Annotated in this window: 26 protein-coding genes; 5 read left to right on the top strand and 21 right to left on the bottom strand. The window is 69.1% G+C overall.

Features of this window, described 5'->3' with window-relative positions:
* Position 1 precedes the first annotated feature (1 nt).
* From ACGFH6_RS38345 to ACGFH6_RS38380, 8 genes are read right to left on the bottom strand one after another with little or no spacing between them, the layout of a single operon-like run.
* Positions 2–1,093, bottom strand: coding sequence for a DegT/DnrJ/EryC1/StrS family aminotransferase (locus tag ACGFH6_RS38345; protein WP_393395108.1), 1,092 nt, complete (start codon positions 1,091–1,093; stop codon positions 2–4).
* Positions 1,090–1,701 (bottom strand): acyltransferase, encoded by a 612-nt coding sequence (locus ACGFH6_RS38350; RefSeq protein ID WP_131361405.1) that lies wholly within the window; start codon positions 1,699–1,701, stop codon positions 1,090–1,092. The genes ACGFH6_RS38345 and ACGFH6_RS38350 overlap by 4 nt, the downstream gene beginning before the upstream one ends.
* Positions 1,698–2,885 carry a hypothetical protein gene (locus tag ACGFH6_RS38355; RefSeq protein WP_393394560.1) on the bottom strand — a complete coding sequence of 396 codons (1,188 nt, stop codon included), beginning with the start codon at positions 2,883–2,885 and terminating at the stop codon, positions 1,698–1,700. Before ACGFH6_RS38355 ends, ACGFH6_RS38350 begins: the two co-directional genes overlap by 4 nt.
* 4 nt (positions 2,886–2,889) lie before the next feature.
* The gene (locus ACGFH6_RS38360) at positions 2,890–3,777 is read right to left on the bottom strand and encodes a hypothetical protein (RefSeq protein ID WP_393394563.1); all 888 of its coding nucleotides are present in this window, start codon (positions 3,775–3,777) and stop codon (positions 2,890–2,892) included.
* Complete coding sequence (locus ACGFH6_RS38365) at positions 3,774–5,096, bottom strand: glycosyltransferase (RefSeq protein ID WP_393394566.1); 1,323 nt, start codon at positions 5,094–5,096, stop codon at positions 3,774–3,776. The genes ACGFH6_RS38360 and ACGFH6_RS38365 overlap by 4 nt, the downstream gene beginning before the upstream one ends.
* Positions 5,093–6,199: a glycosyltransferase gene (locus tag ACGFH6_RS38370; RefSeq protein WP_393394568.1), complete on the bottom strand. Its 1,107-nt coding sequence runs from the start codon at positions 6,197–6,199 to the stop codon at positions 5,093–5,095. Before ACGFH6_RS38370 ends, ACGFH6_RS38365 begins: the two co-directional genes overlap by 4 nt.
* A gap of 2 nt (positions 6,200–6,201) precedes the next feature.
* On the bottom strand, positions 6,202–6,990 hold the full coding sequence (locus tag ACGFH6_RS38375) for an ABC transporter ATP-binding protein (protein WP_393394571.1): 789 nt from the start codon (positions 6,988–6,990) through the stop codon (positions 6,202–6,204).
* Positions 6,991–7,006: 16 nt separating this feature from the next.
* Positions 7,007–7,873, bottom strand: a complete 867-nt coding sequence (locus ACGFH6_RS38380; RefSeq protein ID WP_393394574.1) for an ABC transporter permease — start codon at positions 7,871–7,873, stop codon at positions 7,007–7,009.
* Between the two features lie 1,256 nt (positions 7,874–9,129).
* On the opposite strand from ACGFH6_RS38380, the gene ACGFH6_RS38385 reads away from it, so the two are divergent.
* Complete coding sequence (locus ACGFH6_RS38385; RefSeq protein ID WP_360457006.1) at positions 9,130–10,119, top strand: helix-turn-helix domain-containing protein; 990 nt, start codon at positions 9,130–9,132, stop codon at positions 10,117–10,119.
* Between the two features lie 62 nt (positions 10,120–10,181).
* On the opposite strand, the gene ACGFH6_RS38390 is transcribed toward ACGFH6_RS38385, so the two are convergent.
* The 3 genes from ACGFH6_RS38390 to ACGFH6_RS38400 form a co-directional block, all read right to left on the bottom strand.
* Entirely contained in the window at positions 10,182–11,288 is a 1,107-nt protein-coding gene (locus ACGFH6_RS38390; RefSeq protein WP_393394577.1) for an aspartate-semialdehyde dehydrogenase, read from the bottom strand.
* The gene (locus ACGFH6_RS38395; RefSeq protein WP_131361394.1) at positions 11,285–12,553 is read right to left on the bottom strand and encodes an aspartate kinase; all 1,269 of its coding nucleotides are present in this window, start codon (positions 12,551–12,553) and stop codon (positions 11,285–11,287) included. Before ACGFH6_RS38395 ends, ACGFH6_RS38390 begins: the two co-directional genes overlap by 4 nt.
* A 97-nt stretch (positions 12,554–12,650) precedes the next feature.
* Positions 12,651–12,812 (bottom strand): hypothetical protein, encoded by a 162-nt coding sequence (locus ACGFH6_RS38400; RefSeq protein WP_393394581.1) that lies wholly within the window; start codon positions 12,810–12,812, stop codon positions 12,651–12,653.
* A 19-nt stretch (positions 12,813–12,831) separates the two neighbouring features.
* On the opposite strand from ACGFH6_RS38400, the gene ACGFH6_RS38405 reads away from it, so the two are divergent.
* A complete protein-coding gene (locus tag ACGFH6_RS38405; RefSeq protein ID WP_393394583.1) occupies positions 12,832–13,155 on the top strand; it encodes an ArsR/SmtB family transcription factor in 324 nt (107 codons plus the stop codon).
* Between the two features lie 58 nt (positions 13,156–13,213).
* Positions 13,214–13,807, top strand: a complete 594-nt coding sequence (locus ACGFH6_RS38410; protein ID WP_393394586.1) for a dihydrofolate reductase family protein — start codon at positions 13,214–13,216, stop codon at positions 13,805–13,807.
* Here the strand turns inward: ACGFH6_RS38410 and ACGFH6_RS38415 are convergent.
* Positions 13,690–14,901 (bottom strand): MFS transporter, encoded by a 1,212-nt coding sequence (locus ACGFH6_RS38415; RefSeq protein ID WP_393394589.1) that lies wholly within the window; start codon positions 14,899–14,901, stop codon positions 13,690–13,692. The genes ACGFH6_RS38410 and ACGFH6_RS38415 overlap by 118 nt on opposite strands.
* A 79-nt stretch (positions 14,902–14,980) precedes the next feature.
* On the opposite strand from ACGFH6_RS38415, the gene dinB reads away from it, so the two are divergent.
* Positions 14,981–16,183 carry a DNA polymerase IV gene (gene dinB, locus ACGFH6_RS38420; RefSeq protein ID WP_393394592.1) on the top strand — a complete coding sequence of 401 codons (1,203 nt, stop codon included), beginning with the start codon at positions 14,981–14,983 and terminating at the stop codon, positions 16,181–16,183.
* A 15-nt stretch (positions 16,184–16,198) separates the two neighbouring features.
* Here dinB and ACGFH6_RS38425 read toward each other — a convergent pair whose 3' ends face one another.
* Both ACGFH6_RS38425 and ACGFH6_RS38430 read right to left on the bottom strand, forming a co-directional pair.
* A complete protein-coding gene (locus tag ACGFH6_RS38425; protein WP_393394595.1) occupies positions 16,199–16,687 on the bottom strand; it encodes a GNAT family N-acetyltransferase in 489 nt (162 codons plus the stop codon).
* A gap of 32 nt (positions 16,688–16,719) precedes the next feature.
* Entirely contained in the window at positions 16,720–17,343 is a 624-nt protein-coding gene (locus ACGFH6_RS38430; protein WP_393394598.1) for a TetR/AcrR family transcriptional regulator, read from the bottom strand.
* A 73-nt stretch (positions 17,344–17,416) separates the two neighbouring features.
* Here ACGFH6_RS38430 and ACGFH6_RS38435 point away from each other — a divergent pair, with 73 nt between their 5' ends.
* Positions 17,417–17,791, top strand: coding sequence for an ester cyclase (locus ACGFH6_RS38435; RefSeq protein ID WP_393394601.1), 375 nt, complete (start codon positions 17,417–17,419; stop codon positions 17,789–17,791).
* A 13-nt stretch (positions 17,792–17,804) separates the two neighbouring features.
* Here ACGFH6_RS38435 and ACGFH6_RS38440 read toward each other — a convergent pair whose 3' ends face one another.
* From ACGFH6_RS38440 to ACGFH6_RS38470, 7 genes are all read right to left on the bottom strand, one after another.
* Positions 17,805–19,232: a protein kinase gene (locus ACGFH6_RS38440; RefSeq protein ID WP_393394604.1), complete on the bottom strand. Its 1,428-nt coding sequence runs from the start codon at positions 19,230–19,232 to the stop codon at positions 17,805–17,807.
* 22 nt (positions 19,233–19,254) lie between these two features.
* A complete protein-coding gene (locus ACGFH6_RS38445) occupies positions 19,255–19,905 on the bottom strand; it encodes a hypothetical protein (RefSeq protein ID WP_393394606.1) in 651 nt (216 codons plus the stop codon).
* A gap of 34 nt (positions 19,906–19,939) precedes the next feature.
* Positions 19,940–20,584, bottom strand: coding sequence for a DUF5063 domain-containing protein (locus tag ACGFH6_RS38450; protein WP_131361381.1), 645 nt, complete (start codon positions 20,582–20,584; stop codon positions 19,940–19,942).
* Positions 20,577–21,176, bottom strand: a complete 600-nt coding sequence (gene recR, locus ACGFH6_RS38455; protein ID WP_350853180.1) for a recombination mediator RecR — start codon at positions 21,174–21,176, stop codon at positions 20,577–20,579. Before recR ends, ACGFH6_RS38450 begins: the two co-directional genes overlap by 8 nt.
* 1 nt (position 21,177) lies before the next feature.
* A complete protein-coding gene (locus ACGFH6_RS38460) occupies positions 21,178–21,732 on the bottom strand; it encodes a YbaB/EbfC family nucleoid-associated protein (RefSeq protein WP_360457041.1) in 555 nt (184 codons plus the stop codon).
* 191 nt (positions 21,733–21,923) lie between these two features.
* Positions 21,924–22,538 carry a DUF2461 family protein gene (locus tag ACGFH6_RS38465; protein ID WP_393394611.1) on the bottom strand — a complete coding sequence of 205 codons (615 nt, stop codon included), beginning with the start codon at positions 22,536–22,538 and terminating at the stop codon, positions 21,924–21,926.
* Positions 22,539–22,590: 52 nt separating this feature from the next.
* The gene (locus tag ACGFH6_RS38470; protein ID WP_393394614.1) at positions 22,591–25,320 is read right to left on the bottom strand and encodes a DNA polymerase III subunit gamma and tau; all 2,730 of its coding nucleotides are present in this window, start codon (positions 25,318–25,320) and stop codon (positions 22,591–22,593) included.
* Positions 25,321–25,427: the final 107 nt, after the last annotated feature.

The following is a 25,427-nucleotide window of genomic DNA, read 5'->3' on the forward strand; positions in this document are numbered from 1 at the left end:
CTCACGCACCAGCCTTCGCCACGGTGTTCACTGCGGAAACGATCCGGTCCAGGTCGTCCTCGGACAGCGAGGGGTGGACCGGCAGCGAGAGCACCTGCGCCGCGGCCTTCTCGGTCTCCGGCAGGTCCAGCTCGCGCTGGAACGAGGGGAGCCGGTGGTTCGGGATCGGGTAGTAGACGCCGCAGCCGACGCCGTACTCGGTGCGCAGCGCGTTCGCGAAGCCGTCGCGGTCGTCGGTCACCCGGATCGTGTACTGGTGGTACACGTGCGTCGCCTCGGCGGCCACGGCCGGTACGGCGACACCCTGCAGGTTGGCGTCCAGGAAGGCCGCGTTCTCCTGCCGCTGCTTGGTCCAGCCGGTCAGCTTGGTCAGCTGCACCCGGCCGATCGCGGCGTGCAGGTCGGTCATCCGGTTGTTCAGGCCGACCAGCTCGTTCTCGTACTGCTTGAGCATGCCCTGGTTGCGCAGCAGGCGCATCCGGCGCTCGATGTCGGCGTTCGCGACCGAGTTCATGCCGCCCTCACCGGACGTCATGTTCTTGGTCGGGTACAGGCTGAACATCGCGAACTCGCCGAAGCTGCCGACCTGCGCGCCGTTCCAGGTCGCGCCGTGCGCCTGCGCGGCATCCTCGTAGATCTGGATGCCGTGCTTGTCCGCAATGGCCTGCAGGGCGGTCATGTTCGCCGGGTGACCGAACAGGTGCACCGGCATGACGGCCTTGGTCTTCTCGGTGATCGCGGCCTCGACCGCGGCCGGGTCCAGGCAGAAGTACGTCGGCTCGATGTCGGCGAACACCGGGGTGGCGCCGGTCAGCGCGACGCTGTTCGCGGTCGCGGCGAAGGTGAAGGACGGGACGATGACCTCGTCACCCGGTCCGACGCCCGCAGCCAGGAGGCCGAGGTGGAGACCCGACGTGCCCGAGTTCGTCGCGACGCAGGCTCGGCCGGAGACGAGCGCTGCGCCGAACTCCTGCTCGAACGCCGCCACCTCGGGGCCCTGGGCCAGCATGCCGGACTGCATCACCCGGTCGACGGCCTCGCGCTCCTCCTTCCCGATGATCGGCTTCGCGGCCGGAATCGGCTGCACCATCAGTTCTCCTCCATGTCTTCACCGGCCGGCCGCAGCCGTCCGTCGGTTTCGATGTACGTCTCGCCCGTGTTCGGGCACTTCCACTCGCCGTTCCCGACGTCGAGCAGCGGAACTCCGGCCTTGCCGACCCACTTGATCCGGCGGGCCGGAACCCCGGCGACCAGCGCGAAGTCTGGCACGTCCTTGGTGACCACCGCACCCGCGGCGACGGTGGCCCAGCGGCCGATCGTGACCGGCGCCACGCAGACGCTGCGCGCACCGAGCGAGCAGCCTTCCTTCATGGTGACGCCGACCGGCTCCCAGTCGTGCCCGCTCTTCAGTGAGCCGTCCGGGTTCACCGCGCGCGGGAAGTAGTCGTTGGTCAGCACCACGGCCGGACCGATGAACACGCCGTCCTCGAGCGAGGCCGGTTCGTAGACCAGGGCGTTGTTCTGGATCTTGCAGTTCTTGCCCATCCGGACCCCGGTTCCGACATAGGCGCCGCGGCCCACGATGCAGTTCTCGCCCAGCACCGCGTTCTCACGGATCTGGGCCAGGTGCCAGATCGACGAACCGTCGCCGATCACGGCGCTGTCGTCGACGTCGGCGGTGGGCGCGATGCGGGACGTCACAGGATCTCCTTCGAAGTGAGCCAGGGGGTGAGTGCTGCGGCCGAGCGGCTTCCGTCGTGCAGTTCCGCCACGTAGCCGGGGCCGGCGGCCGCCCGCTCGGCCGCGGCGTCACGATCGGCGATCAGGCCCGTGACAACATCACCCAGGGTGTCTGGATCCGCCTCCACGATCGGCACCTCTCGCCCAGTCAGACTATGCACGCGGTGGCGAACGGCATCACCGACGTACGACACCACGATCCGCCCGGCGGCCAGTGCTTCCGCGGCGGCCACGCCGTACAGGCCGATCCGAAGTTGGTCGACAACGATGTCCGCGTCGCCGATGACGCTCGGCATCCGGTCGTGCGGTACGCCGGTGATGCGCCGGTACTCGATCGCGCCGGACTCGTGCAGCCGGGTCAGGACGGCGTCGATCTCCTCGGTGCCCTTGAGTTTCGCGTTCGACGGGACGTGCGCGACGACCGGTCGTTCGCCGGTGAACAGCGGGCGGGCCGCCTGCTGCCAGCGCGTCGCGTCGATCGCCACCGGCAACCATCGCGCGTCCGGTACGTCGTCGAGCAGATCGACCGTGGACACGAACACCGGCAGGCCGAGGCGCTCGACCAGCTCGGCGTGCCGACGGGCCTGCGTCTCCAGGCGCTCGGTCAGCTCGTCACCGGGGACGAACGGCGACCAGCGCTCGCGCTTCGCGTGCCGGCTGGGCAGGCGGATGTCGGAACCGTGGAAGAGCAGGGAAACGTTGATACCGGCATCGACCATGGTCGCGATGTCGGGCGACGCGTCCGGGAAGCCGCGGGCACCGAAGATCGGGCGCAGCGATTCCACCATCACGTGCGTGTACGAACCGACGATGTGCTGCTCCTGGGACCGCTGCCAACGCGGCTGGCCGAACCAGGCGAGCGGTACGCCGTAGTCGTGGACGAACTGGAACTGGGCCTTGCGCTGCAAGGTGAACGAGACGGCGCTGACCCCGGGGATCGTCTGGGCGGCTTGGGCCCAGGCGTGCCCCTGACCGGCGGAGTTGGTCGGTCCGACCAGCATCCGCACGGGGGTCGTGGCCACCGGCGGGAACGCCGGCAGTTGCGCGAACGAGTACCGCACACCACGCAGGCGCCGCCGGACCGCTCCAGCGGTCCGGGCCAATGGCGCCGGCAGGTGCTCGCGGATCGAACGCGTCACCGTCATCGCGTCATCCATTACCTGCAGCGGCCTTGGTCGTGGCCTTCAGCTGATCCAGCTCGCGGCGGGCAGCCGGGAGTCCGAGGACGACCGGGACGCTGCCGCGGCGCTGGCCGAGGTTCCAGCCGGCCCAGATCGCACCGGCGTCGAGGGCGATGACGACATCCGCCTGCGCGATCGTGGTCAGTACGTCGCGACGGCTCTCGATCCGGCCCCAGTACGTCTTGCCCAGGTCCTTGCTGGCCCGGTTCCCGCGCAGGAACTTCACCGGCGCCGACGTCTTGATTGCCTTGGGCAACACCTTGCCCGCAACCTTCCGAGCCCTCCGATACCGCCACCCCAAAGCCTTCCGAACCCGCTTCAACCCAGTGACCCGCGGCTTCCCCGCAGGCCGAGAGGAGGCGGATGCACCACCCGACGCAGCGCCAGCGGCACCCGCCGGGGTGGTCGAGGCGGCACCCGCCGGGGTGGTGGGCGCGGCGCCTGCCGGGGTTTCGGTGGGTTGGGGGGAATCGGCCTTGGATTCCACTTCCTCGGCGGACGCGGCCGGTGTGGCAGCTTCGTCTTCCGCCGCATCGGCGGGGACCTCAGCCGCGGCGGGTGCTACTTCAGCTTCACCGACCACGGACTCCGGCCCGGCAACAGCCTCAGGAGCGATGACCGCGTCCGGGGCTTCCTCGGTCGGGTCAGCCTCGACGACCGGCTCCGGCGCGGGCGCTTTGGGCATCCGGCCCGGCCCGATGAGGGTGAAGGTGTTGACCTTGTCGGCGACCCACCCCGACGGCGGCATCCAGGCGATGACGTCGAGGGACAACTCCTGGTTGCCGAGGTCCTCGCGGACGGTGTCGAAGTACGTCGGCGGGAGGCGCCGGGTGCTCAGCAGGACGACGGTCTTCACGCCGCCACCCCCTGCACGGACGCGGCCAGCGACTCGATCCGCGGATCCAGCTGCAGATCCCGCCGGTACGACGCACCGAACTCACGCGCCTTCGCCCGGATCCCCTCGTCGGCGGTCCGGGCCGCGTGCGCCGCCTCGACGAGCGCGGCCGCGATCGCCTCCGGCGTCACGTCCGTCACCGGGAACCACAACGGATGACCACGCAGTACGTCGGACGCCGCGTTCTCCGGGTCGTGCACGGACACGATCGGCAACCCGGTCGCCAGGTACTCGAACACCTTGCCGCTGGTCACGTACCGCCCCTTGCCCAGCATCAGCAACTGGACGTCGAACTCGTCGTAGGCCCGGGCGATCTCCGCCTTGCCGACCGGTCCCTCGTAGCTGACCCCGTCGTCGGTGGCTTTGTTGATCGTGGCAAGCATGTCGGCGCGCGGCTGGGCGTAGTACCCGAGGTAGCCGTAGATCTTGGCCTTCGCACCGTCCAGCTCGCCGGACTGCGAGCGGGCCAGCTGCCAGCCCTCGACGAACTCGGTCAGCGGGACCTTCGGCGACACGGTGCCGACGTACCCGAAGGTCAACGGCCGGTCGCCGGCCGGGCCACGGTCCGTGGTGTCCGGCACCAGGTCGGCATCGAAGCCGTTGGAGACCGTGTGCATCTTGTGCGCGTGCGCGGGGTAGAGCTTCTCGTGCCAGTCCCGGATCGGGTCGTTGACGAACCAGATCTCGCGCGCGGAGTCGACCAGCTTCTTCTCCCAGCGGGCCGCGCGGCTCTTCGGCTCGTGCAACCGGTCACCGGTGAACACGTCCAGCAGCCAGGCGTCGCGGTAGTCCATCACGTATGGCACGCCGTACTTCTTGTGCAGCAGGTACGCCGGGGTGAACGCGACGTTCGGGTTCGCGGTGGCGACCGTCAGGTCGACCTTGTTGGCCTTGTGGATCCGGTCCGCGGCCTTCTCGATGACCGAGCGCCACGGCCCGTACCCGGTCTCCGGGAACGGCACGTGGTCCTGCTTGGTCCGCCACTTGCTCCAGACCTTCGGGTTGAGGGCACGGCGCTTGGACCACCGGCGCAGGTCGGCCTCGAGGATCGGCCAGTCGAACGGCACCCGGACGACCTCGATGGACGGGTCGACCCGCTCCTCCAGGGTCAGGTCGGCGCCGGTGAACCGGTGGAAGGTCTCGCGGTCGGCCGTCAGCACGGTCACCTTCCAGCCGAGCGCGGCGAACCGGTTGGCCGTGGCCAGGGCCCGGTAGACACCGCCTCCTCGGCAGGGCGGGAAGCCCCAGGCGACGTACAGCATGTGTGGGCGGTCCTTCATGCACTTCCTCTTAGCAAGTTGAGAATCGCGTCGGCCAGTTCGTCGTACGGCGTGGTCGCGGGCAGGTGCTCGGCCGCCCACTGAAGCGCGTGGTCGCGCAGTTTCTCCAGCTCGCCGGGATCCGCGGACCAGCGCCGCAGGACCTCGGACGCCTCTGCCACCGAGTCCACCAGGATTCCGCCACCGGACTCCTCGATCACCTTGGTCTGCCGGGGCAGCCGGGTGGACAGGACGGGAAGACCGCTGGCGAGGTACTCGTAGATCTTGGACGGCATCGCTTCCACGAACGCCGGTGTCGGCTGCAGCATGGCCAGGCTGGCCCAGGCACCCTGGCTGAGCCGCCACGCGTCGACCGGAGGCTGGCGCCCGTGCAACCGGACCCGGCCGGCCAGATCGGACTGCTCGATCCGGGCCTGAAGCTGGTCCCAGTCCGACGACGCCACCGGGCCGACCAGGTCGAGTGACCAGTCCGGTGCCGCGGCGACGGTCTCGACCATGTCGAACAGGCCACGGCTGGCCCGCAGGTCCCCGATGTACACGGCCCGCGGCGGGCCCGAAGGCGGCGTCGGGGCCAGGAACGGCACGTAGGGGAAGTTCTGGACGACCAGTCGCCGCTTCGCCTCGTGCGGGGCCAGATGCGAGTCGGCGACGACGGTCAGGTCGGCGCCGGCGGCCAGCTTGGAACTCGCCCGGACGATGAGCCGGGCCGGGAGGCCGGCCGGTCCCCTCGCCCAGGCCCGGTCGGCGAGCAGCAGGTCGTAGTCCTCGTGAACGTCGGCAACCATTTTGCGACGGCGCAGGGTGCTGACGAGACGGGTGACCGGGATCATGTCCGGATCGACCGTCATCACCACCTTCGCCTTGGTCCGCCACGGCAGCACCGCGGTCCGGGCCATCCGCTGGACCATGTTGCCCCGGGGACCGGCGTGGACGACCGCGCCGACCGGCCCGCCTTCGGCCTCACCCAGGCCCCACAGCTCGACGCTCAGGCCGCGCTGGTGCAGGGCCGCGGTGATCTTGTGCAGGCGTGCGTCGGCCACGTCGTGGCCGGTCGTGATGATCCCCACGTCCGGCGCCGTACTGCGGGACCCGGAATCGGGCATGGTCAGAGGTCCTCGAGAGAGACGGATTCCTGTTCGCCGACCTGGAGGAACTTGGTGTACGCCGTGATCACCTCGTTGGGCTCACCGCGCATCATCACCTTGCCCTTGTGCAGCCAGATGCAGTCGTTGCACAGATCCCGGACGCTGCTCATCGCGTGGCTGACCAGGAACATGGTCCGGCTGTTCGTGACCAGTTCGTTCATCTTGGCCGCGGCCTTGGTCTTGAAGGACGCGTCGCCGGCCGACAGGGCCTCGTCGATCAGCAGGATGTCCGGGTCCATGTGGACCGCGACGGAGAACGCCAGCCGGCTGAACATGCCGGACGAGTACGTCCGCATCGGCATCTCCATGAAGTCACCGAGCTCGGCGAACTCCGCGATCTCCTCGTACCGCTCCTGGATCGCCTTGCGGCTCAGGCCCGCGGCCAGTCCACCGAGTACGACGTTCTCGCGGCCGGACAGGGCCGCGTTGAAGCCGACGCCCAGCGACAGCAGGGTGCTGACCCGGCCGTGCACCTCGATCCGGCCCGAGGTCGGCGGCAGGATGCCGGCGATCGACCGCATCAGCGTCGACTTGCCGGCGCCGTTCGCACCGATGATGCCGATGGTGGTGCCGTGGTTCACGTCGAAGGAGACGTTCTGTACGGCCTTGACCTCCCGGATCGCCCGCTCGCCGCGGCCGAACCGGACGATCGCGCTCTTGAAGGTCGGCACCCGCTCGAACGTGGTCCGGTAGGTGATGGACACATCCTGCACCTTGACGGCGGGCACGGCCGGCTCGGTCTTCTGCATCGACTTCTTCTCAGCCTCAGAGACGGACAACGAACTCACGCTCCCTCGACATGAAGAACAACGAGCCGACCACGGCGGCGAGGACCGCCCAGAACCCTGCCCCGACCCACATCTTCAACGGCGGGATGTCACCGCGGACGAGCAGGTCGGTCCAGCCGCCGATCAGCGAGTAGAGCGGGTTGTACTGGATGAAGCCCTTGAACCTGGCCGGGGCCTGCTCGGCGAACCACAGCACCGGGGACAGGTACAGCCAGATCCGGACGAAGTACGGCAGGAAGGACGTCGTGTCCCGGAAGTACACCTGCAGCGCGGCGAAGACCATGCCCATGCCGGCGGCGAAGAACGTCAGCATGACCAGGAACGCCGGCGCGAGCAGCATCGGCCACCGCAGCGGCTGTCCCATGATCAGGTGGATCGCCAGATACACGACCATCGTCGGCAGGAAGCGGAAGAACGAGGTCCGGAGGGCGGCCAGCGGTAGCAGCATCCGCGGGAACGACATGTTCATCAGCAGCTTGCCGCCGCCGACGACGCTGGTCGCTCCGGCCGTCATCGCACCGGAGAAGTAATAGAAGACGAACAGGCCGCCACACATGTGCGCGAACCGCTCCGCGCCGTCGGTCTTGCTCGCACCGCCCGCGATGATCTCGGTCAGCAGGTAGTAGACAGCCGCCAGGAGCAACGGGTTCAGCACCAGCCACACCTGTCCGAAGAAGGTGTTGCTGTTGGCGGCCCGGATGTTCGTCCGGGACATCTCGGCCGCGAACTCCCGCCGCTGCCACAGCGCCTTGAAATAGGGACGCAACGGCGGCAGGCCGACCTTGTGCGGTTCGTACACATGCACCGACGGGTTGAACTCCTCGTCGACGCTAGTCGCGTTCATTCAGGCGACGCCTCTCTCTGCCGGAAGTCGAGTCCGCGCCGGCCGAACTCCTGCCGTTCGCAGCCACGCAGACCGGGAGCAGAGTAGCGGACCGGGCACTTGGCCGACGACACGGTGGTCCTCCATAGTGAGCAACGACGTACAGACAGCTACCACTGCCGCGCCCGACCGAGGGAACCACTGGAAGAAATCGTCCGTCGCCGATCGTTATCCGGAATATACATTTGACAACCTGCGACGGCCAAAACGCCTTCCAGAGCATGGAAACGGCGCGCGGACCATGCTCACCGAGCACTCTCGCGAACACCAGGGAGCAAGATCAAATCGCGGTCAATTCCCCTGTACGACGTCCGGCGGGGCCGCGAAGTTCGCAGCGGCGGCGTGATGTGTCGCACCACCCCACGAGTGGTCTGGACCGGTGTCAGCCGGCGGTGGGCCCCAGGCGGTGCTTCCTGGCCGGGGCGAGCCGGACGGGGGACACGAGGTCCCCGCGCGCCATGGACAGCCTCACCATCCACGGAGCTCCGCTCGGCACCTCCCGGGGCCCGGGCCGTGTCAGGGGCGACACGGCCGCAACCGGCGATCCGGTGACCCGTCCGCGCGGGGCGGAGACGGGACGGGCGGACACCGGATCGGCAGGCACGATGACCAGGGCGGCGGTCATCGCGCCGTGGGCACGTCCCCGGATCGGCTGCGATCGCCAGCAGGTGCGCGCAGCAGACGTCGAGACGGACCCGAGGCCGGTGACGGAAGACACTGCCCGGCAGCGTGACTCAAGGACGGGGAGCCACGACCGGACACTGGGGACGGCAGCACCACAGCGAGCGGCGGAACGGGGCGGAACCGGTCGCATCGGCGCTTCTCCTCCTCATCGGCCTCACGATGGAGATGCACAGTTTGTACACCCTCCAGCACAGCCGGTGATGGCACGGGAGTGCGAGGGCACCGATGCGCCGGGATCGAGACCCAACCGAAACGGGCTCCGCTGACGGAACAGCGAACTCGGGCCAGAATTGGAACAGCAGCCCGGCGGCGCTCAGGTGGTCCGTCGCCGGGCTGCTGGACCTCAATTCTCGCTCACAACTGCGCAGAAATGGTGGCCAGATGGTGACACGGCACAAGAATGCTGACAGGACAACAAATATCGCTGGGTGCATTCAGGGCGACACGGACAGTGCGATCGGCACTGGATCGACCGCCCTACTCTGGAGGGGCGGTAGCGGGCAGTGACAGCACTCGGAAGGGAGGAGAGAGTTGTGAGCACAACGGACACGGAGCGTGCCGACCATCTGAAGGTGCTCGGACTCAGCAACGACGAGATCAAGGTCTACCAGCACCTGCTGCGGACCGGTCCGTCGTCGATCACCGAACTGGACGAGGCGGTCCCCGACCGCGACGCCACCATCGACGCCACCCTCGGCGGGCTGGTGCAGGCGGGCCTGGCGCGGCGGTCCGGTTCGGACCACTCCCGCTTCCTGCCCGTGCCACCCGACGCCGGCCTCGAGGCGATGACCCTGCGTCGCGAGTCCGAGCTGAAGCAGGCCCGGATCGAGGTGCTGAACGCGTACGACGAGTTCCGCCGGACCGTGCACAACGAGTCGACCACGCACCTGATCGAGGTCGTCACCGGCAGCGCGATCGTCGAACGCATCCACCAGATCAAGGGCGGTGCGCAGCGGGAGATCCTGGCGATCGACTCGCCGCCGTACTACATCGGCGGGCCGAACCAGGAGGAGATCGACCACCTCAAGCGGGGCGTCTCCTACCGGGTCGTGTACTCGCCTGAGTCGGTCGAGGTGCCGGGGTACCTGACCGAGAACATCCTGCCCTGTGTGGAGGCCGGCGAGCAGGCGCGGGTCCTGCCCTACGTACCGGCCAAGCTGACCATCATCGACGGTTCGATCGCGTTCGTGTCGATGTCGGTGCGCGACACCGATGTGAACCGGTCGCTGCTGATCATCCGGCCGAGCAGCCTGCTGACCGCCCTGATCGGGATGTTCGAGCTGTGCTGGCGCAACGCGCTGCCGCTGCACGCGTCGGTCGGCACCGAGGACGACCGGCTCGAACCGATCGAGCGCCGCCTGCTCGCGTTGCTCGCCACGGGTGCCGCGGACGACACGATTGCCCGTACGCTGGGTATCAGCCGACGTACTTTCTTCCGCTACCTGGAGCGCCTGATGAACCGCACCGGCGCCAGCACCCGCTTCCAGCTCGCCCTGCACGCCGCACGGGAGAACTGGCTCTAGACACCCGTCGCCTGCTCGCCGGGGCGGGCGGGCAGGCGACGGGCCTTTGCCACAAGGGACTTCTAGGACGCGGTCGCGGTGAACTCCTTGGCGACGACCTCGGCGATCTGCGCCGTGTTCAGCGCCGCGCCCTTGCGCAGGTTGTCGCCGCAGACGAACAGCTCCAGCGAGTTCGGGTCGTCCAGCGACTTGCGGATCCGGCCGACCCAGGTCGGATCGGTGCCGACCACGTCGGCCGGGGTCGGGAACTCGCCCTCCGCCGGGTTGTCGAACAGCAGCACGCCCGGAGCGTCCCGCAGTACCTCGCGGGCCTCGTCGGCGTCGACCTCCTGAGCGAACCGCGCGTGCACCGACAACGAGTGCGTGGTGACGACCGGCACCCGGACGCAGGTCGCGGACACCTTCAGGTCGGGCAGGCCGAGGATCTTGCGCGACTCGTTGCGGACCTTGAGCTCCTCCGACGACCAGCCGTCGTCCTTGAGCGAACCGGCCCACGGAACGACGTTCAGCGCGAGCGGCGCCGGGAACGGGCCGAGCGCGTTGCCGATCACCCGGCGGACGTCGCCCGGCGTGGTGCCGAGGTCGCGATTGCCCGCCACCTTCATCAGCTGGTCGTACAGCGCGTCGATGCCTTCCTGCCCGGCACCCGAGGCCGCCTGGTACGACGCGACGACCAGCTGCTCGAGCTCGAAGCGGTGGTGCAGCGCACCCATCGCGACGATCATCGACAGCGTCGTGCAGTTCGGGTTGGAGATGATGCCGCGCGGCCGGTTCCGGGCGGCTTCGGCGTTCACCTCCGGCACCACCAGCGGGACGTCCGCGTCCATCCGGAACGCGCCGGAGTTGTCCACGACGACGGCACCCTTGGCGGCCGCGATCGGCGCCCACTGCGCGGACACCGCGTCCGGTACGTCGAACATCGCCACGTCGATGCCGTCGAACGCGCCTTCGCTGATCGCGACGACCTCGACCTCCTCGCCGCGGACCTTCAAACGCTTGCCCGCGGAGCGCTCGGACGCGATCAGCCGGATCTCTCCCCAGACGTTCTCCCGGGTCGAGAGCAGGGTCAGCATCACCGACCCGACCGCGCCGGTCGCACCGACCACCGCCAGGGAAGGCAGACCCGTCCGGTCCTCGATCGTGTTCTCCGCAGCGCTCACAGGGGTCACCGTCCAGTTCCTCCGTACACGACGGCCTGGGTGTGCTCGTCGTCCAGATCGAATGCGGTGTGCGCCGCGGTCACGGCGGCATCCACCAGGTTCTCGTCCACGACCACCGAGATCCGGATCTCCGAGGTGGAGATCATCTCGATGTTCACGCCGGCGTCGGCGAGCGCGGAGAAGAATTTCGCGGACACGCCCGGGTGCGAGCGCATTCCGACACCGACCACCGACACCTTGCCGATCTGGTCGTCGTAGAGCAACTGCTCGTAGCCCACTTCGTCCTTCATCCGGGCGAGCGCGGACATCGCCCGGGCGCCGTCGACGCGGGGCAGCGTGAAGGAGATGTCGGTGCGGTTGGTGGCGACCGCGGACACGTTCTGCACGATCATGTCGATGTTGGTCTCGGCGCCGGCGACGGTCTCGAAGATCCGGGCCGCCTCACCGGGCTTGTCCGGTACGCCGACCACGGTGATCTTGGCCTCATTGCGGTCCTGGACCACACCGGAGATGATCGCCTGTTCCATTTGATCCAGTTCCTTCGCATCGACGACCCAGGTGCCTTCCTTCTGCGAGAAGGAGGAGCGCACATGGACGGGGACGTTGTAGCGCCGCGCGTACTCGACGCAGCGCAGGTGCAGCACCTTGGCGCCGCAGGCGGCCATCTCGAGCATCTCCTCGTAGGAGATCTTCGGGATCTGCCGGGCGGCCGGCACGATCCGCGGGTCCGCGGTGAAGATGCCGTCCACGTCGGTGTAGATCTCGCAGTAGTCCGCCTCGAGCGCGGCGGCCAGCGCGACCGCGGTCGTGTCGGAGGCGCCGCGGCCCATCGTGGTGATGTCCTTGGTGTCCTGGGCGACGCCCTGGAAGCCGGCCACGATCGCGATGTGGCCCTCGGACAGTGCTCCCTCGATCCGGCCCGGCGTGATGTCGATGATCCGGGCGTTGCCGTGCGCGGACGTGGTGATCACACCGGCCTGCGAGCCGGTGAAACTTCGCGCTTCGTAGCCCAGGTTGGCGATCGCCATCGCCAGCAGGGCGGCGGAGATCCGCTCGCCCGAGGTGAGCAGCATGTCCAGCTCGCGCGGCGGCGGCAACGGGGACACCTGCTGGGCGAGGTCCATCAGTTCGTCGGTGGTGTCGCCCATGGCGGAGATGACCACCACCACGTCGTTCCCGGCCTTCTTCGTCGCGACGATCCGTTGGGCCACGCGCTTGATGCAATCGGCGTCTGCGACCGAAGAACCGCCGTACTTGTGCACGACGCGTCCCACAGCTGTGTCTCCTCAAAACCACTGAATGCGGTACGCCGTGCCGCGTTGCACCAGGCGTAGTCGTTCGCGGTCATTCTAGCCGTGACTTCCTCGTTGCCTACCGGCTGACCAGCACCCGGTCCACGGCACTCGATACCTTCCCCACCCCACCGGCCCCGGTCATCCGGCCGATCCGGACCGCGTCTGGAGGTTCCACGGCCGCGTTGACGACCGGCCGCAAACCGTCCGGCCGGCGACGCCCCTTGTTCATATAAGTCATCACTGAAATACTTCGATCCGTGCACGCGTTCGACATCCTCGGCGACCCGGTCCGGCGCCGGATCCTGGAACTGCTGGCCGACGGCGAACTGCCGGCCGGCAGCATCGCCGCGGCGATCGGCGCCGAGTTCGGCATCAGCCAGCCGGCCGTCTCCCAGCATCTGCGGGTACTGCGCGACAACGGCTTCGCGACCGTCACCATCGACGGCACCCGGCGGCTGTACGCGGTGGACCCCGGGCCGCTGCGCGAGATCGATACCTGGCTCGACCGGTACCGCAAGTTCTGGATCAACCGTTTGGATGCCCTGGAGACCGAGATCCGTCGCGGCCGCCGACAGAGCTGACAACATTTCGCTTGCCCCCTGCATCTGACAGGTGAACCGACCTGGAGGGGGCAGTGGCATGCGAACGATCGTCGCCAGACTGTGTATGTCGGAGGACGGGATCGTGGACCAGCCGGAGCGCTGGCTGCCCCGGACCGCCTACGGCACCGTGATCGACCAACTGGTGACCGGCTCCGAGACCGTCGTGCTCGGCCGCAAGACCTTCGAGCAGTACGCCGCGACAGGACTCGAGCACTCCAGGACTCTCGTCGTCTCCTCACAACCCGTGAGCGCTCGGCCGGAGACCGAAGTACTGCAAGGTGATCCGCGCCGGGTGCTGGCGGCCTTGAAGCGGGTGCCCGGGTCCGATCTGCACGTCGTCGGCAGCCTCACGCTGATCCGTTCGCTGCTGCGGTGGCGGCTGATCGACGAGGTGGCTCTGCGGATCCATCCCGTCGCCGCGGGCCGCGGCGCGTTTTTGGACCGGCGTGCGTTGCGGCTGATCTCGATGTGGGCCGGGGACTCCGGCGTACTGGAGGCTCGGTACCGGATGCTCTACGCCGGTACCGCGAGCTCCTCGAGGTCGGCGGACTCAGCCGGCCGGTGGGGTGGGACGCGGATCAGGGACAGGGTCGCCAGCAATCCCAGGACTGTCATCAGGACCCACGCGTAGCGGACGCCGAAGGACTCGACCACCGTGCCGGCAACGGCCGAGCCGACCGCGGACCCGATCATGCCGCCGCTGAGCATCCAGCCGAAGATCTCGGTCCGCGCCGAGCCCGGCGTCATCGCGCCGATCCGCTCGTAGATCGCACCGATCGTCGGCGCGATCAGGCAGCCGGCCGCGAACAGCATCACGGCCAGGGCGACCACCGAGAACGTGGCGAACACGCACCCGGCGGTGAGGACGGTCATGGCCAGCATCCGGCGCCAGACGTAGGAGTTCCGGCGGCCGGGGAGGGCCCCGCCGACCAGGCCGCCACTCAGGCTGCCGGCCGCGGCCACCATCTCCAGCACTCCGGCGATGAGGCGGTTGCCGTGCTCGTCGGCGAACGCGACGATGCCCAGCGACATCGATGCGAAGCCTGTGACCATGCAGGCGAAGGCGAACAGCAGTGGCAACCGGTGCCGGTGGAGTAGCAACTGCAGCGCGGTCGGGCGGGGTCCGTCGGACTCGTCGTGTGGCGTCCGCGGCTGTTGCTTCAGAGCGAACCACCAGATCGCCGCGGCCGCGGTCACGGCACACGCCAGCACACCGGCGCGTGGACTGGCGAAGCTGACCGCGATGGCACCGAGCATCGGACCGATCAGGAACAACAGCTCCTGAGCGGTCGCGTCCAGCGCGTAGACCGCGCGCAGCCGCGCACCCTGCACGAGCTTCGGCCAACTGGCGCGCAGCGCCGACGTGACCGGGGCGACGAACATGCCGGCGAGTGCGGCGGCGACAGGTAGCACCCGGTACCAGCTGTCCGGCAGCAGGGCGACCACTGCCATCAACGCACCCCACGCCATCCCGGTGCTGAGCAGGACCCGCCGGGCTCCTCTGCGATCCGCGAGACGCGACCACACCACGCTGGCGACCGCCATACCGACCGAGTACGCACCCGCCACCACTCCGGCCCAGCCGAAGTTGCCGGCGGCATCCTTCGCCAGGAACGACAGCGGCACCATCGTCGCCATCACCGGCAGCCTCGCGATCAGGGCCGACGCCAGCAGCGCCATCACTCCGTGGGTCTTCCAGAGATCGCGATATGCGGTCAGGTCCATAAGCAGCATTCTGTCCTGACGCCGACGGTGACCGCCTCGGGATTTCTCCCTATCTTCGGCCCTGCGAGTATGCGAACATATGTTCGTGGCGGGATCAGGCGGGGCGACCATCCTGCATGCCGACCTGGACGCCTTCTACGCGTCGGTCGAGCAGCGGGACGACCCGCGCCTGCGCGGCCGCCCGGTGATCGTCGGCGCCGGCGTCGTCCTCGCCTGCAGCTACGAGGCCAAGGCGTACGGCGTCCGGACGGCGATGAACGGCGGACAGGCGTTGCGCCGCTGCCCCGGCGCGATCGTGGTGGACCCGCGGATGTCGGCGTACTCGGAGGCCAGCAAGGCGGTGTTCAAGGTGTTCGAGGACACCACGCCACTGGTCGAGGGCATCTCGATCGACGAGGCGTTCCTCGACGTCGGCGGGCTGCGGAAGATCGCCGGGACGCCGCTGGAGATCGCCCGGCGGCTGCGGGCCGAGGTGCTGTCGAAGGTCGGGCTGCCGATCACGGTCGGAGTGGCGCGGACCAAGTTCCTGGCGAAGGTCGCCAGCGGGGTGGCGAAACCGGACGGGTTGCTCGAGGTCCAGCCGGACCGCGAGCTGGAGTTCCTGCATCCGTTGGACGTCGAGCGGTTGTGGGGTGTGGGCGAGGTGACCGCGGAGAAGCTGCGCACCCGGGGGCTCACCAAGGTCGGCGACGTCGCGATGCTGCCCGAGGCCGCGCTCGTCGCGATGCTCGGCCGGGCGTCCGGACGGCATCTGCATGCGTTGGCGCACAACCGCGACCCGCGGCCGATCGAGGTCGGGCGGCGTCGGCGGTCGATCGGTTCGCAGCGAGCGCTGGGCCGCTCCCCCAAGTCGCCGGCGACACTGGACGCCGTGCTGGCCGGACTGGTCGATCGGGTGACGCGGCGGATGCGAACGGCGGGGCGGTCCGGGCGGACGGTGACGCTGCGCCTGCGGTTCGACGACTTCAGCCGGGCGACCCGGTCACATACGTTGCCTCAGGCAACCGATCAGACGCGGGCGATCCTGATCACCGCGCGGGCGTTGCTGTCCGCGGCCCGGCCACTGATCGCCAGCCAGGGGATCACGATGATCGGCATCTCGGTCGGCAACCTGGAGAACGAGGCTGCCCTGCAACTCGCCCTCCCCTTCGACAAGGCCGCGAACGACGAACTCGACAGCGCTCTCGACCTGGTCAAGGACAAGTTCGGCACCAACGCCATCACCCGCGGGATCCTGCTGGGTCGCGACCAGGGCCTCACGGTGCCCATGCTCCCGGACTAGTCGTCGCCAGCAGGGTCAGTGGTCGAGGCGGAGCTCGAGAACGAGTTCGTCGCGCAGCGGGATGCCGTAGTCGCCGGTCGCCGGGATCCAGGGCTTGACCGCGCGGGCCGCGTCCATCGCATCGGGGGTGACACCAACGATCCGCAACCCTCGCCGTTGGTAGAACCGCAGGCCGTCCAGATTGTCGTTGGTCGTGATCAACCACAGCCGCCGAGCCCCTGCCTCCCGCGCAACCTCGATCGCGGCAGTCAGCAAGGCACTCCCCACACCCAGGTGCCGAACAGGCGCGTCGATCGTGACGACCTCCAGGTCGCCATCCGCCACCGTGTAGGTGAGCAGACCCACGATCCGGCCGTCCTGCTCCGCGACGAGAGCGGGCAGCGTCGCCGCGTCGTACGTCGTCCCGTGGGCGACTACGACCGACCCGCCCCAGGCCGCGGACAGCAGGCCGACGACCGCCGCATGATCAGCCTCCGTGGCTTTCCTGACAACAAGCCCCTCCATGCCCCCGCAGCATAACTTGGCCTGCCGGGGGCTCAGCGTGCCAGAGCGCCCGGGGCGACGCCGACGAGTTTGATCAGGTAGCGATCGACCTGCTCTTCGAGTGGCGGCCACGGCAGGTCGGGTTCGTTGACGCGCATCGACACCGCTCCGTGCACGGCCGACCTCAGATCCAGCGAGACCTCGTTCGCATCGTCCTCCCGGGCCAGACCTTGGTCGATGCATCGGCGTACGACGTCCGTGGTCTGCTCACCCAGCACACGCTTGAAGGACATGTCGGCCCGCTGGTTGAGCGTGCTCTCGTGCAGCACCTTGTACAGGCCGGGATGCTGCCAGGCCCACCCGCCGAGAACGAGGGTCCGGGCACGCAACTCCGCCACCGGATCGGCCGCCTGGTCGGCGGCCTCGCGGACCGACTTCATCAGGTCCGCGTGAGCCTGCTGAAGCGCGGCGAACACGAGATCGTCCCGATCGGCGAAGTGAAGGTAGACCGACGTCGCCGCGATGCCGATCTCGCGGGCCACCGCACGCAGCGACAGCGCCTGGTCGTCGGCGAGCTCGTCGAGCATCCGGATCGCGGTGGCGACGATCTCTTCCCGCAACCGCGCACCGTGCCCGCGGCGATTGCGGTCGCGCGCCGGGGCCGAAGGGTCGTTCACCCTGCCGATTGTAGCCGAACAACTGTGGCGCTACAGTCGTAGCACTACAGTTGTTCACTTAAGGAGCTCACTCATGCATTCCGCCAACCAGCAGACTGTCCTGGACTTCTACGAGGCAGCGCTGAACCAGAAGGATTTCGACCGCGCCCGGCCGCTGCTCGGGCCGTCGTACACCCAGCACAACCCACTGATCGCCGACGGGATCGCCGGTTTCGCGGCGTTCCTGCACGACATCCGCGTGCGGTTTCCCGACCTACGCGCCGAGGTGAAGCGGCTGTTCGAGGACGGCGACTACGTGATCGCCCACACCCACGGTGTCCGGGTCCCCGGACAGCCCGGAACCGCGATCGTCGATATCTTCCGGTTGGAAGACGGCAAGATCGTCGAGCACTGGGACGTCATGCAGCCGATGCCCCCGGAAGCCGCCAACGCGAACGGCATGTTCTGACTGGCTCGCCTGGTCAGTAGTGGCTGTTGTCGTGGCGGGGGCCGGCGTACCAGTTGAGGGCGGCTCGGAGTTCTTCGAGTTGCTGGGTGCGGTGTTTGTGGGAGGCGCCGTGACCGACCGGGTAGAGGCGGGTGCCGCCGTGGTGGTTGCGGCGTGGGCTGGGAAGGGCGGACTGGAACGGTGGCTCGAGCCATGCAATCAGCCAGGGGCGGCGGGGGTCCCCGGTGACGCGGAGGCGGGTCACTGCCTGCCAAGGGACGCTGGCCTGTTGGGAACCTCTGATCATGGTGAGGCCTTGAGGGGTGAGGCGTAGCTGGACTCGGCGTCGCAGGACCAGGCGCCAGGTCCGGATCGCGAGGTAGAGGAGGAACACGTCGAACGCGAGGAAGAACAGGGCAACCGCCGGGTGCATGACCCGCCTGGTCTCTTCGCTCGGGAAGAAGCCGATGGTCAGGATGGTCAGGAGCGCTGCGAAGACTGCTGGCCGGGTCCTGCTGGTCGTGAAGGTGGCACCGGCCGGTTGAGCTGGCGCTGGCTGTGACTGTGGCTTTGACTGGACCGGCGGTGGCTGCTGTGGGAGGTGCTTGGTGGGTGGCGGCGGGAGGCGGATCGTGTCGGCGGGTGGGGCGAGAAGCCCAGTGTTTGCAGGGGATCCGAGGAGGTGGAGCAGGTCCGCGGGGGTTGGGCGATGGGCGGGATCCTGGACGAGACAGCGTCGTACGGCGTCGTGGAGCGGGCTGGGGAGCGGCGGGACTTGGGGCTGCTCGTGGATGATGCGGTGCAGCAGAGACGCGGGGTTGCCGGTTGCGAACGGACCACGGCCGGTCGCCGCGAACACCAGCACCGCGCCCAGCGCGAACACATCGCTGGGCGGGCCGATCGCCGTACCCGTGATCTGCTCCGGCGACAGGTAGCCCGGCGTACCGATCACGAGGCCGGTCGCGGTCAGACTGACCTCCTCGAGCGCGCGGGCGATGCCGAAGTCGATCACCCGCGGGCCGTTGCCGGTCAGCACGATGTTCGACGGCTTGAGATCGCGGTGGACCAATCCGCAGCGATGGATGGCCACCAGCGCTTCGGCGAGTCCTCCCGCGAGTGCCTGGACGCCGGCCGGCGTCATCGGTCCGGAGGTCTCGATCGCCCTCTGCAGCGTGGGACCGGGCAGGTACTCCGTGGCCAGCCAGGGATGCTCCGCGTCCGGGTCGGCGTCGACGACGGCGGCCGTGAACGCACCGCTGACCTTCCGCGCGGCCTCGATCTCGCGCGCGAACCGGGCCCGGAACCTCGCGTCGTCGGCCAGCTCGTCGCGGACCACCTTGACCGCGACCAGGCGTCCGCCCGGTGAGCGGGCGAGGTACACCGAACCCATCGCGCCGCGACCGAGCCGGCCCTGGATCGCGAACGACCCGATCGTCGTGGGATCGCCTGCCTGCGTAGTCATCGGACCGTCACGCTAACGCGCTTCAGGAGCGCGGGTAGCCGATCTCGGCGATACCCTCGGCGAGATCGGTCAGCCGACGGTGTGGGTTGAGCGAGGTGACGACGTACTCGGTCAGTGGCATCAGCGCGTAGACATGGCGGATCGGCTCGAGGTCGAGGTCCGTCTGGTAGTAGTCCTCGGCGAAGGTCAGGTACGCCTCCGGCCGCCCGTCCGCGACCACCTCGAAGAGCCAATCCGCGCCGTCCTTGTCCACACCTTCGACCGGTCCGCAACGCCAGGCGGCGTCGTCCGTCGTACGCCAGAAGCACACCGTGGCACGCGGCACCAGGTCGCGGAACGCCGGTTCGTCCCGTGCACCGTGGAAGACCTCCGGCACGCCGTCGAGCAGTCCCGGCCAGGTCTGCATGTCGTTCCCGTACGGCGACACCGGCGACTCGTGGTCGAACCCGTAGGCGAACGCACCGTCCGGCGAGAACACGATCGAGTACTCGTCACCGGACCCGTTGCGCATCAGCGCGGCTTCCTCGGTCTCCGACCACCGCGCGTCGAACGAGAAGTAGCGCAGGTGGTCCGGACTGTCGCTGAGCACCAGATCCAGCACCGCGAGCGCACGACTGACCCGCCGCACCGTCGCCGGATCGGGCAGCCGCTGGATCACCTCGTAGACAGACACCGGGCCATTCAACCGGCCCGCGAGTCCATCGGCACTACCGGCGCTGGACGGCTTCCTCGGCGACCTCGACCAGCTCGCGGTCGGTGGCTTCGGTTTCGGCGTCGTGGGCCGGCTCCAGCCGGTCGTGCGCGATCAGTGACTGGATCGCCCGCAGTACGGCGCTCGCCGCGGCACCCCAGGTGGACACGTAGGAGAACTGCCACCACCACAGCGCCTCGACGATCCGGCCCTCCTCGTAGTGGGCCAGGCCGTGCACGAGGTCGTTGGCGATCGCCGTCAGGTCGTCGGACAACCGGTTGACGGTGATCTCAGGCGGAGCGGCGTACGGGTCGAAGACCTCGGCGTACTCGTCCAGGCCCTCGAACAGCACCGCGAGCCGGTCGCGCATCGCGTCCAGGTCCGGGTCCGGTCCGGCGTCGGACTCGAACCGCTCGTCCGGGACGAAGTCCTCGAACGCGCCGAGCCGGCCGCCGGCGAGCAGCAACTGGCTCACCTCGAGCAGCAGGTACGGCAGCGAGGCGAGGCCCTCGTCGACCCCGTCCTCGTCCGGCTGTGCGGCGATGTCGCGCACCGAGATCAGGAAGCTCTGCACCTGGTCGGCGATCTGCTCGGCGAACTCGGAGAGGTCCTCGGAGTCGGTGCCCAGCGCGCGCTCTGCAATATCGGTTGAATCAGTCATCGATCGATCGTCGCCCTTCAAACGCCCGTCCGAGTGTGACCTCATCGGCATACTCGAGGTCACCGCCTACAGGAAGTCCACTAGCCAATCGGGTGACGCGCAAGCCCATGGGCCGCAGCAAGCGGCTCAGGTACGTCGCCGTCGCCTCACCCTCCAGGTTCGGATCGGTGGCCAGGATGATCTCGGTCACCTCTCCGCTGGCCAGCCGCTGCATCAGTTCCTTGATCCGCAACTCGTCCGGACCGATCCCCTCGATCGGCGAGATCGCGCCGCCGAGGACGTGGTACCGCCCGCGGAACTCGCGGGTCCGCTCGATCGCGACCACGTCCTTGGCCTCTTCGACCACACAGATCAGACTCAGGTCTCGCCGCGGGTCTCGGCAGATCCGGCACTGCGCCTCCTCCGCGACGTTGCCGCAGATCTCGCAGAACTTGACCTTCTCCTTGACCTGCACGAGCACATGCGCAAGCCGCCGTACGTCGGTCTCGTCGGCGGCGAGCAGGTGGAACGCGATCCGCTGCGCGGACTTCGGACCGACACCGGGTAACCGGCCGAGCTCGTCGATGAGGTCCTGGACGGCCCCCTCGTACACGTCAGCCCGGGTTCTGACCGGGCTGGCCGGTCCCGTTGCCCGGGTTCACGAACCCGGCACCGCCCGAACTGGGGCCGCCCGTGGATCCGCCCTTGCCCGGGTCGTCGGTCTCTTCACCGGACTCGACCGCGGGGGTCGTCGAACCTGGCAGGCTGAAACCGGCCGGCGCTCCGGATCCACCGAGTCCGGGGATCCCCGCGCCGCCGAAGTCCGGCGCGCCCGGCCCGCCGCCGAAGCCCGGGAGGCCGCCGGCCAGCGGGCCCATCGCCCGGGCCGCGACTTCCTTCGCATTCTCCGAGGCGTCGCGTACCGCGGCGACGACCAGATCGGCCAGCGTCTCGGTGTCGTCCGGGTCGACCGCCTGCGGCTTGATCGTCAGGCTCAGCAACTCCCCGGTGCCCGACACCAGCGCCGTCACCAGTCCGCCACCCGCCGAGCCCTCGATCTCCTGGCTCTCCAGGTCGGCCTGGGCCTCCATCAGCTGGTTCTGCATCGCCTGCGCCTGCGCGAGCAGATTGGACATGTCGAAGCCCCCAGCACCGCCACCGTCGAACACTGCGATCTCCTCGTCCCAACCGCTCTCTGACTACCCCGAGCCTCAACACTAGCCGGTCCCCAGGACAACCCCACCCCGCACCAGAAACCGACCAGTCTCCCCAAGTTATCCACAACCCTGTGAACATTCCTGTCCACAGGCTGTGAATCCTGTGGAATCCGCCCGGCTGGATCCACACCCCCTGTGGACGACTACGGCTTCTCCCAGCCGGTGGTGACGACGTAGTCGGTGTACCAGGTGGTGAGCTCGACGAGCGGCCGGAGCGCCTCGCCGATCAGGCCGACGTCATGGGTGTCGATCGGCTTCTCGGCGTACACGGATCGCCGCCGGAGGAGGTCGGCCCGCGGATGGTCGGACGAGTACTCGCGCGGCATCCGGACCGCGGTCGGCCCCGTGAGCTCGAAACCGGTGCGGCCGAGCGTCTCGACGATCCCGGCGAGCTCGCCGCCGCTGTCCTCGGCGTCGACCATCGCGCGGTACCGCCGTACCTGATCGCTCTCGGGATGCGCCGAGCCACCGCCGAGCGCGAACCCATCGAGGTCGAACGTGAACGAGATCCGGATCCGCCGCGCGATCCACGCCGTCGCGTGCTGCCGCTGCCAGGCCGCGGGGCGATCGGACATCCCGCCCAGCCAGAACTTGCCGAACTCGCCCGTCTCGTTCAGTTCGTCACACAGCTCCTGCAGCGGGCCGCGCACGTACCGCTCCAGGTCGTCCCGATGCGACTCCAACTGAACAGGACTCGGATCGCCGTCGAGATCGACCATCACATCGAACGCCGCGTCGCTCCACCCTTGGAACCCCATACCCAGCAACCTCCCACGCCGCACCGACAACTTCCCGCGGCCGGGGCTGCTGCTAGTTGGGTTCTTCGGTGATGATCTGGGCGCCGAGAGTCTCGCGGAGGAGGTCGGTGTGAGAGCGGGAGTCGTCCTCCAGGACCACGTCGTCCTCGCCGATCGAGTCTGCTTCTTCCTCAGGGGTCAGAGGGACCTCTGGAGCGACGGGAGCGGCTGCGGCTCGGCGCGCCTGCTCAGCGGCTACGGCTGCTTCCGCCGCCCGGCGTTTGCTGGCTGCCTGCTCGCGGCGATCGGGCGCCGGCTGTCGTGACGCCGCCTGCCCGTCCTCCCAGGGATCAGGCTCCGGCGGTACGTCGTACTCCGGGTCCGGTGGCTCCTGTACGGCGATCGCGGCACCTGGACCGTCGGACCACTGCCCAGCGGCGCCGTTCGAGGCACCCCGCGAGCCCCGACCCGACGCGCCCGAGCCGCCCGCCGGCGCATCCCACGACGACCCCTGAGAGCCGCTACCCGAAGCCGCGCCTGCCCCTGCGGCGGCGCTTGAGCCGGCCGGGGTTGCGCCCGCCGGGGTTGCGCCCGCCGCACTGGGCGCGGTGCCGTCGGAAACTGATGCGAGACCAGTTGCACTCGAGCCACCTGCTGCCGGGCCGCCCGCACTGGGCGCACCAGCTGAGCCGAGACCGCCCGCCGGTCCGTCTGATGCGAGAGCACCGGCCGACGCGGGTCCTCCTGCCGAGGCGGTTCCGCCGGGCGCGGCGGTTCCGCCGCCACTCGGACCAGTTGCCGTCGCCGGTCCCGCACCCGGGCCACCCGCGCCGCCCGGGCCGCCTGCGGGCGTGGTTGAGCCGCCGCCGGCTTGGGGGCCGCTGGGGCGGGGAGCAGCGGGTTGGTGACCGCCGCCCGCGCCTGGGTCGGTGGAGGGGTCGACTACTGCCTCCACACGACGGTTCAGGCCGATCGTGTCGATCATCGCTTGGCGGAGGATCTCGTCGCTGCCGGACCGCGCGAAGCTCTCGCGGGCACCGGCGTTGACCAGGCCGAGCGTCAGAGTCTGGTCGTCGATGGCGATGACCTGGGCGTTCTGGCTCAGCATGATCCAGGCGAACCGCCGCTTGGCCTTCACAGCCTCCAGCACCTCGGGCCACAGCCGCCGGATGTCTGCCAACCCAACAGCCCCACCCGCCGGCGCCCCCGCCGCACTCGCACCCGCCGGAGCCGGCGGCGCGGAAGCCGCCGGAGCTGATTCTGCCGGCGCGGACGGAGTCGAACTTCCCGAAGTTGGTGCGGGTTGACCCGAAGCTGTTGGCTCCTGTCCCCAAGCGCCCTTCCGGCTCGCTGGACCGTCGCCACCAGCCACCGCATCCGCAGTAGCCGCGCCGCCCGACGTACCGCCGCTCGAAGCCTCCCCACCACCCGACGCCGGGCCGCCACCGGCGGCGGCTCGGGCTGCCGCACGACTGGTGGATGCGCTCGCAGGCGCCTCCGCGGGCGGCGGCGAAGCCGGCTCAGGAGTAGACGGCGCAGCCGCGGCACCGGAGGGCGCGGGCGGGGCGGACTCCGGCGTACTCGCGGGCACACCGATCGTCAGCCGGCGTTCCATCCGGTCGAGGCGAGCCTGGATGCCATTGGTGGAGTCATCGGCGCCGGGCAGCAGCACCTTCGCGCAGATCAGCTCCAGCTGAAGCCGAGGAGCGGTAGCGCCCCGCATCTCGAGCAGTCCGGCCGCGACGATGTCGGCCGCCCGGGTGAGCTCGGCCGCGCCGATCCCCGCGGCCTGGGTCTGCAGCCTCTCGCCCTGGTCCTCGGCGGCCTCGATCAGGCCGGAGGCGACCGCGTTCGGCACGGCGGACAGTACGACGAGGTCACGCAGCCGCCGGAGCAGATCCTCGGCGAACCGCTTCGGGTCCTGCCCGGTTTCGATGACCTTCTCGACCGTCTCGAACACGGCTCTGCTGTCGTGCGCCGCGAAACCGTCCACGCAAGCGTCGAGCAAGGAGTCCGGCGTGAACCCGAGCAACGCGACGGCCAGCTCGTACGTGACACCGTCCGGCCCCGCACCACCGATCAACTGGTCGAGCACACTCAGCGAGTCACGCACCGAACCGGCGCCCGCGCGCACGACCAGCGGCAACGCGGCCGACTCGATCGCAACGCCCTCGGACTCGCACAGAGAGGCCATGTAGTCGCCGAGCGCCTTCGGCGGGACCAGGCGGAACGGGTAGTGGTGGGTCCGGGACCGGATCGTCCCGATCACCTTGTCCGGCTCGGTGGTGGCGAAGATGAACTTGAGGTGCGGCGGCGGCTCCTCGACCAGCTTCAGCAGGGCGTTGAAGCCCTGCGTGGTCACCATGTGCGCCTCGTCGATGATGTAGACCTTGTAGCGGCTCTCGACCGGCGCGAAGAAGGCCCGCTCCCGCAGGTCTCGGGCGTCGTCGACACCACCGTGCGACGCGGCGTCGATCTCGATCACGTCGATGCTGCCGGGACCGCCGCGGGCCAGGTCGGTGCAGGACTTGCAGACCCCGCACGGCTCGGCGATCGGGCCCTTCTCGCAGTTGATCGCACGGGCCAGGATCCGGGCGCTGGTGGTCTTGCCGCAGCCGCGCGGACCGGAGAACAGGTAGGCGTGGTTGACCCGGTTGTTGCTCAGCGCGTTCCGCAGCGGCGCGGTGACATGGTCCTGACCGATCACCTCGGAGAACGTCTCCGGGCGATACCGGCGGTACAACGCAAGGGGTGCTTCCACGCCCGCAACCCTAGCGCCGCTGCCCGACAATTCCTCCCTCACGCCGTGCCGCCGCTCCACTACCCCGATGATCGGCAAGATCCCGGGCACATCAGACGGTCGCGTTCCGCTGGGCGCAACAGGCCGAGCAGCCACTGCGCGGTGAGTGA

This window comes from Kribbella sp. NPDC049227, from assembly GCF_043197265.1.
Taxonomy (GTDB): Bacteria; Actinomycetota; Actinomycetes; order Propionibacteriales; family Kribbellaceae; genus Kribbella.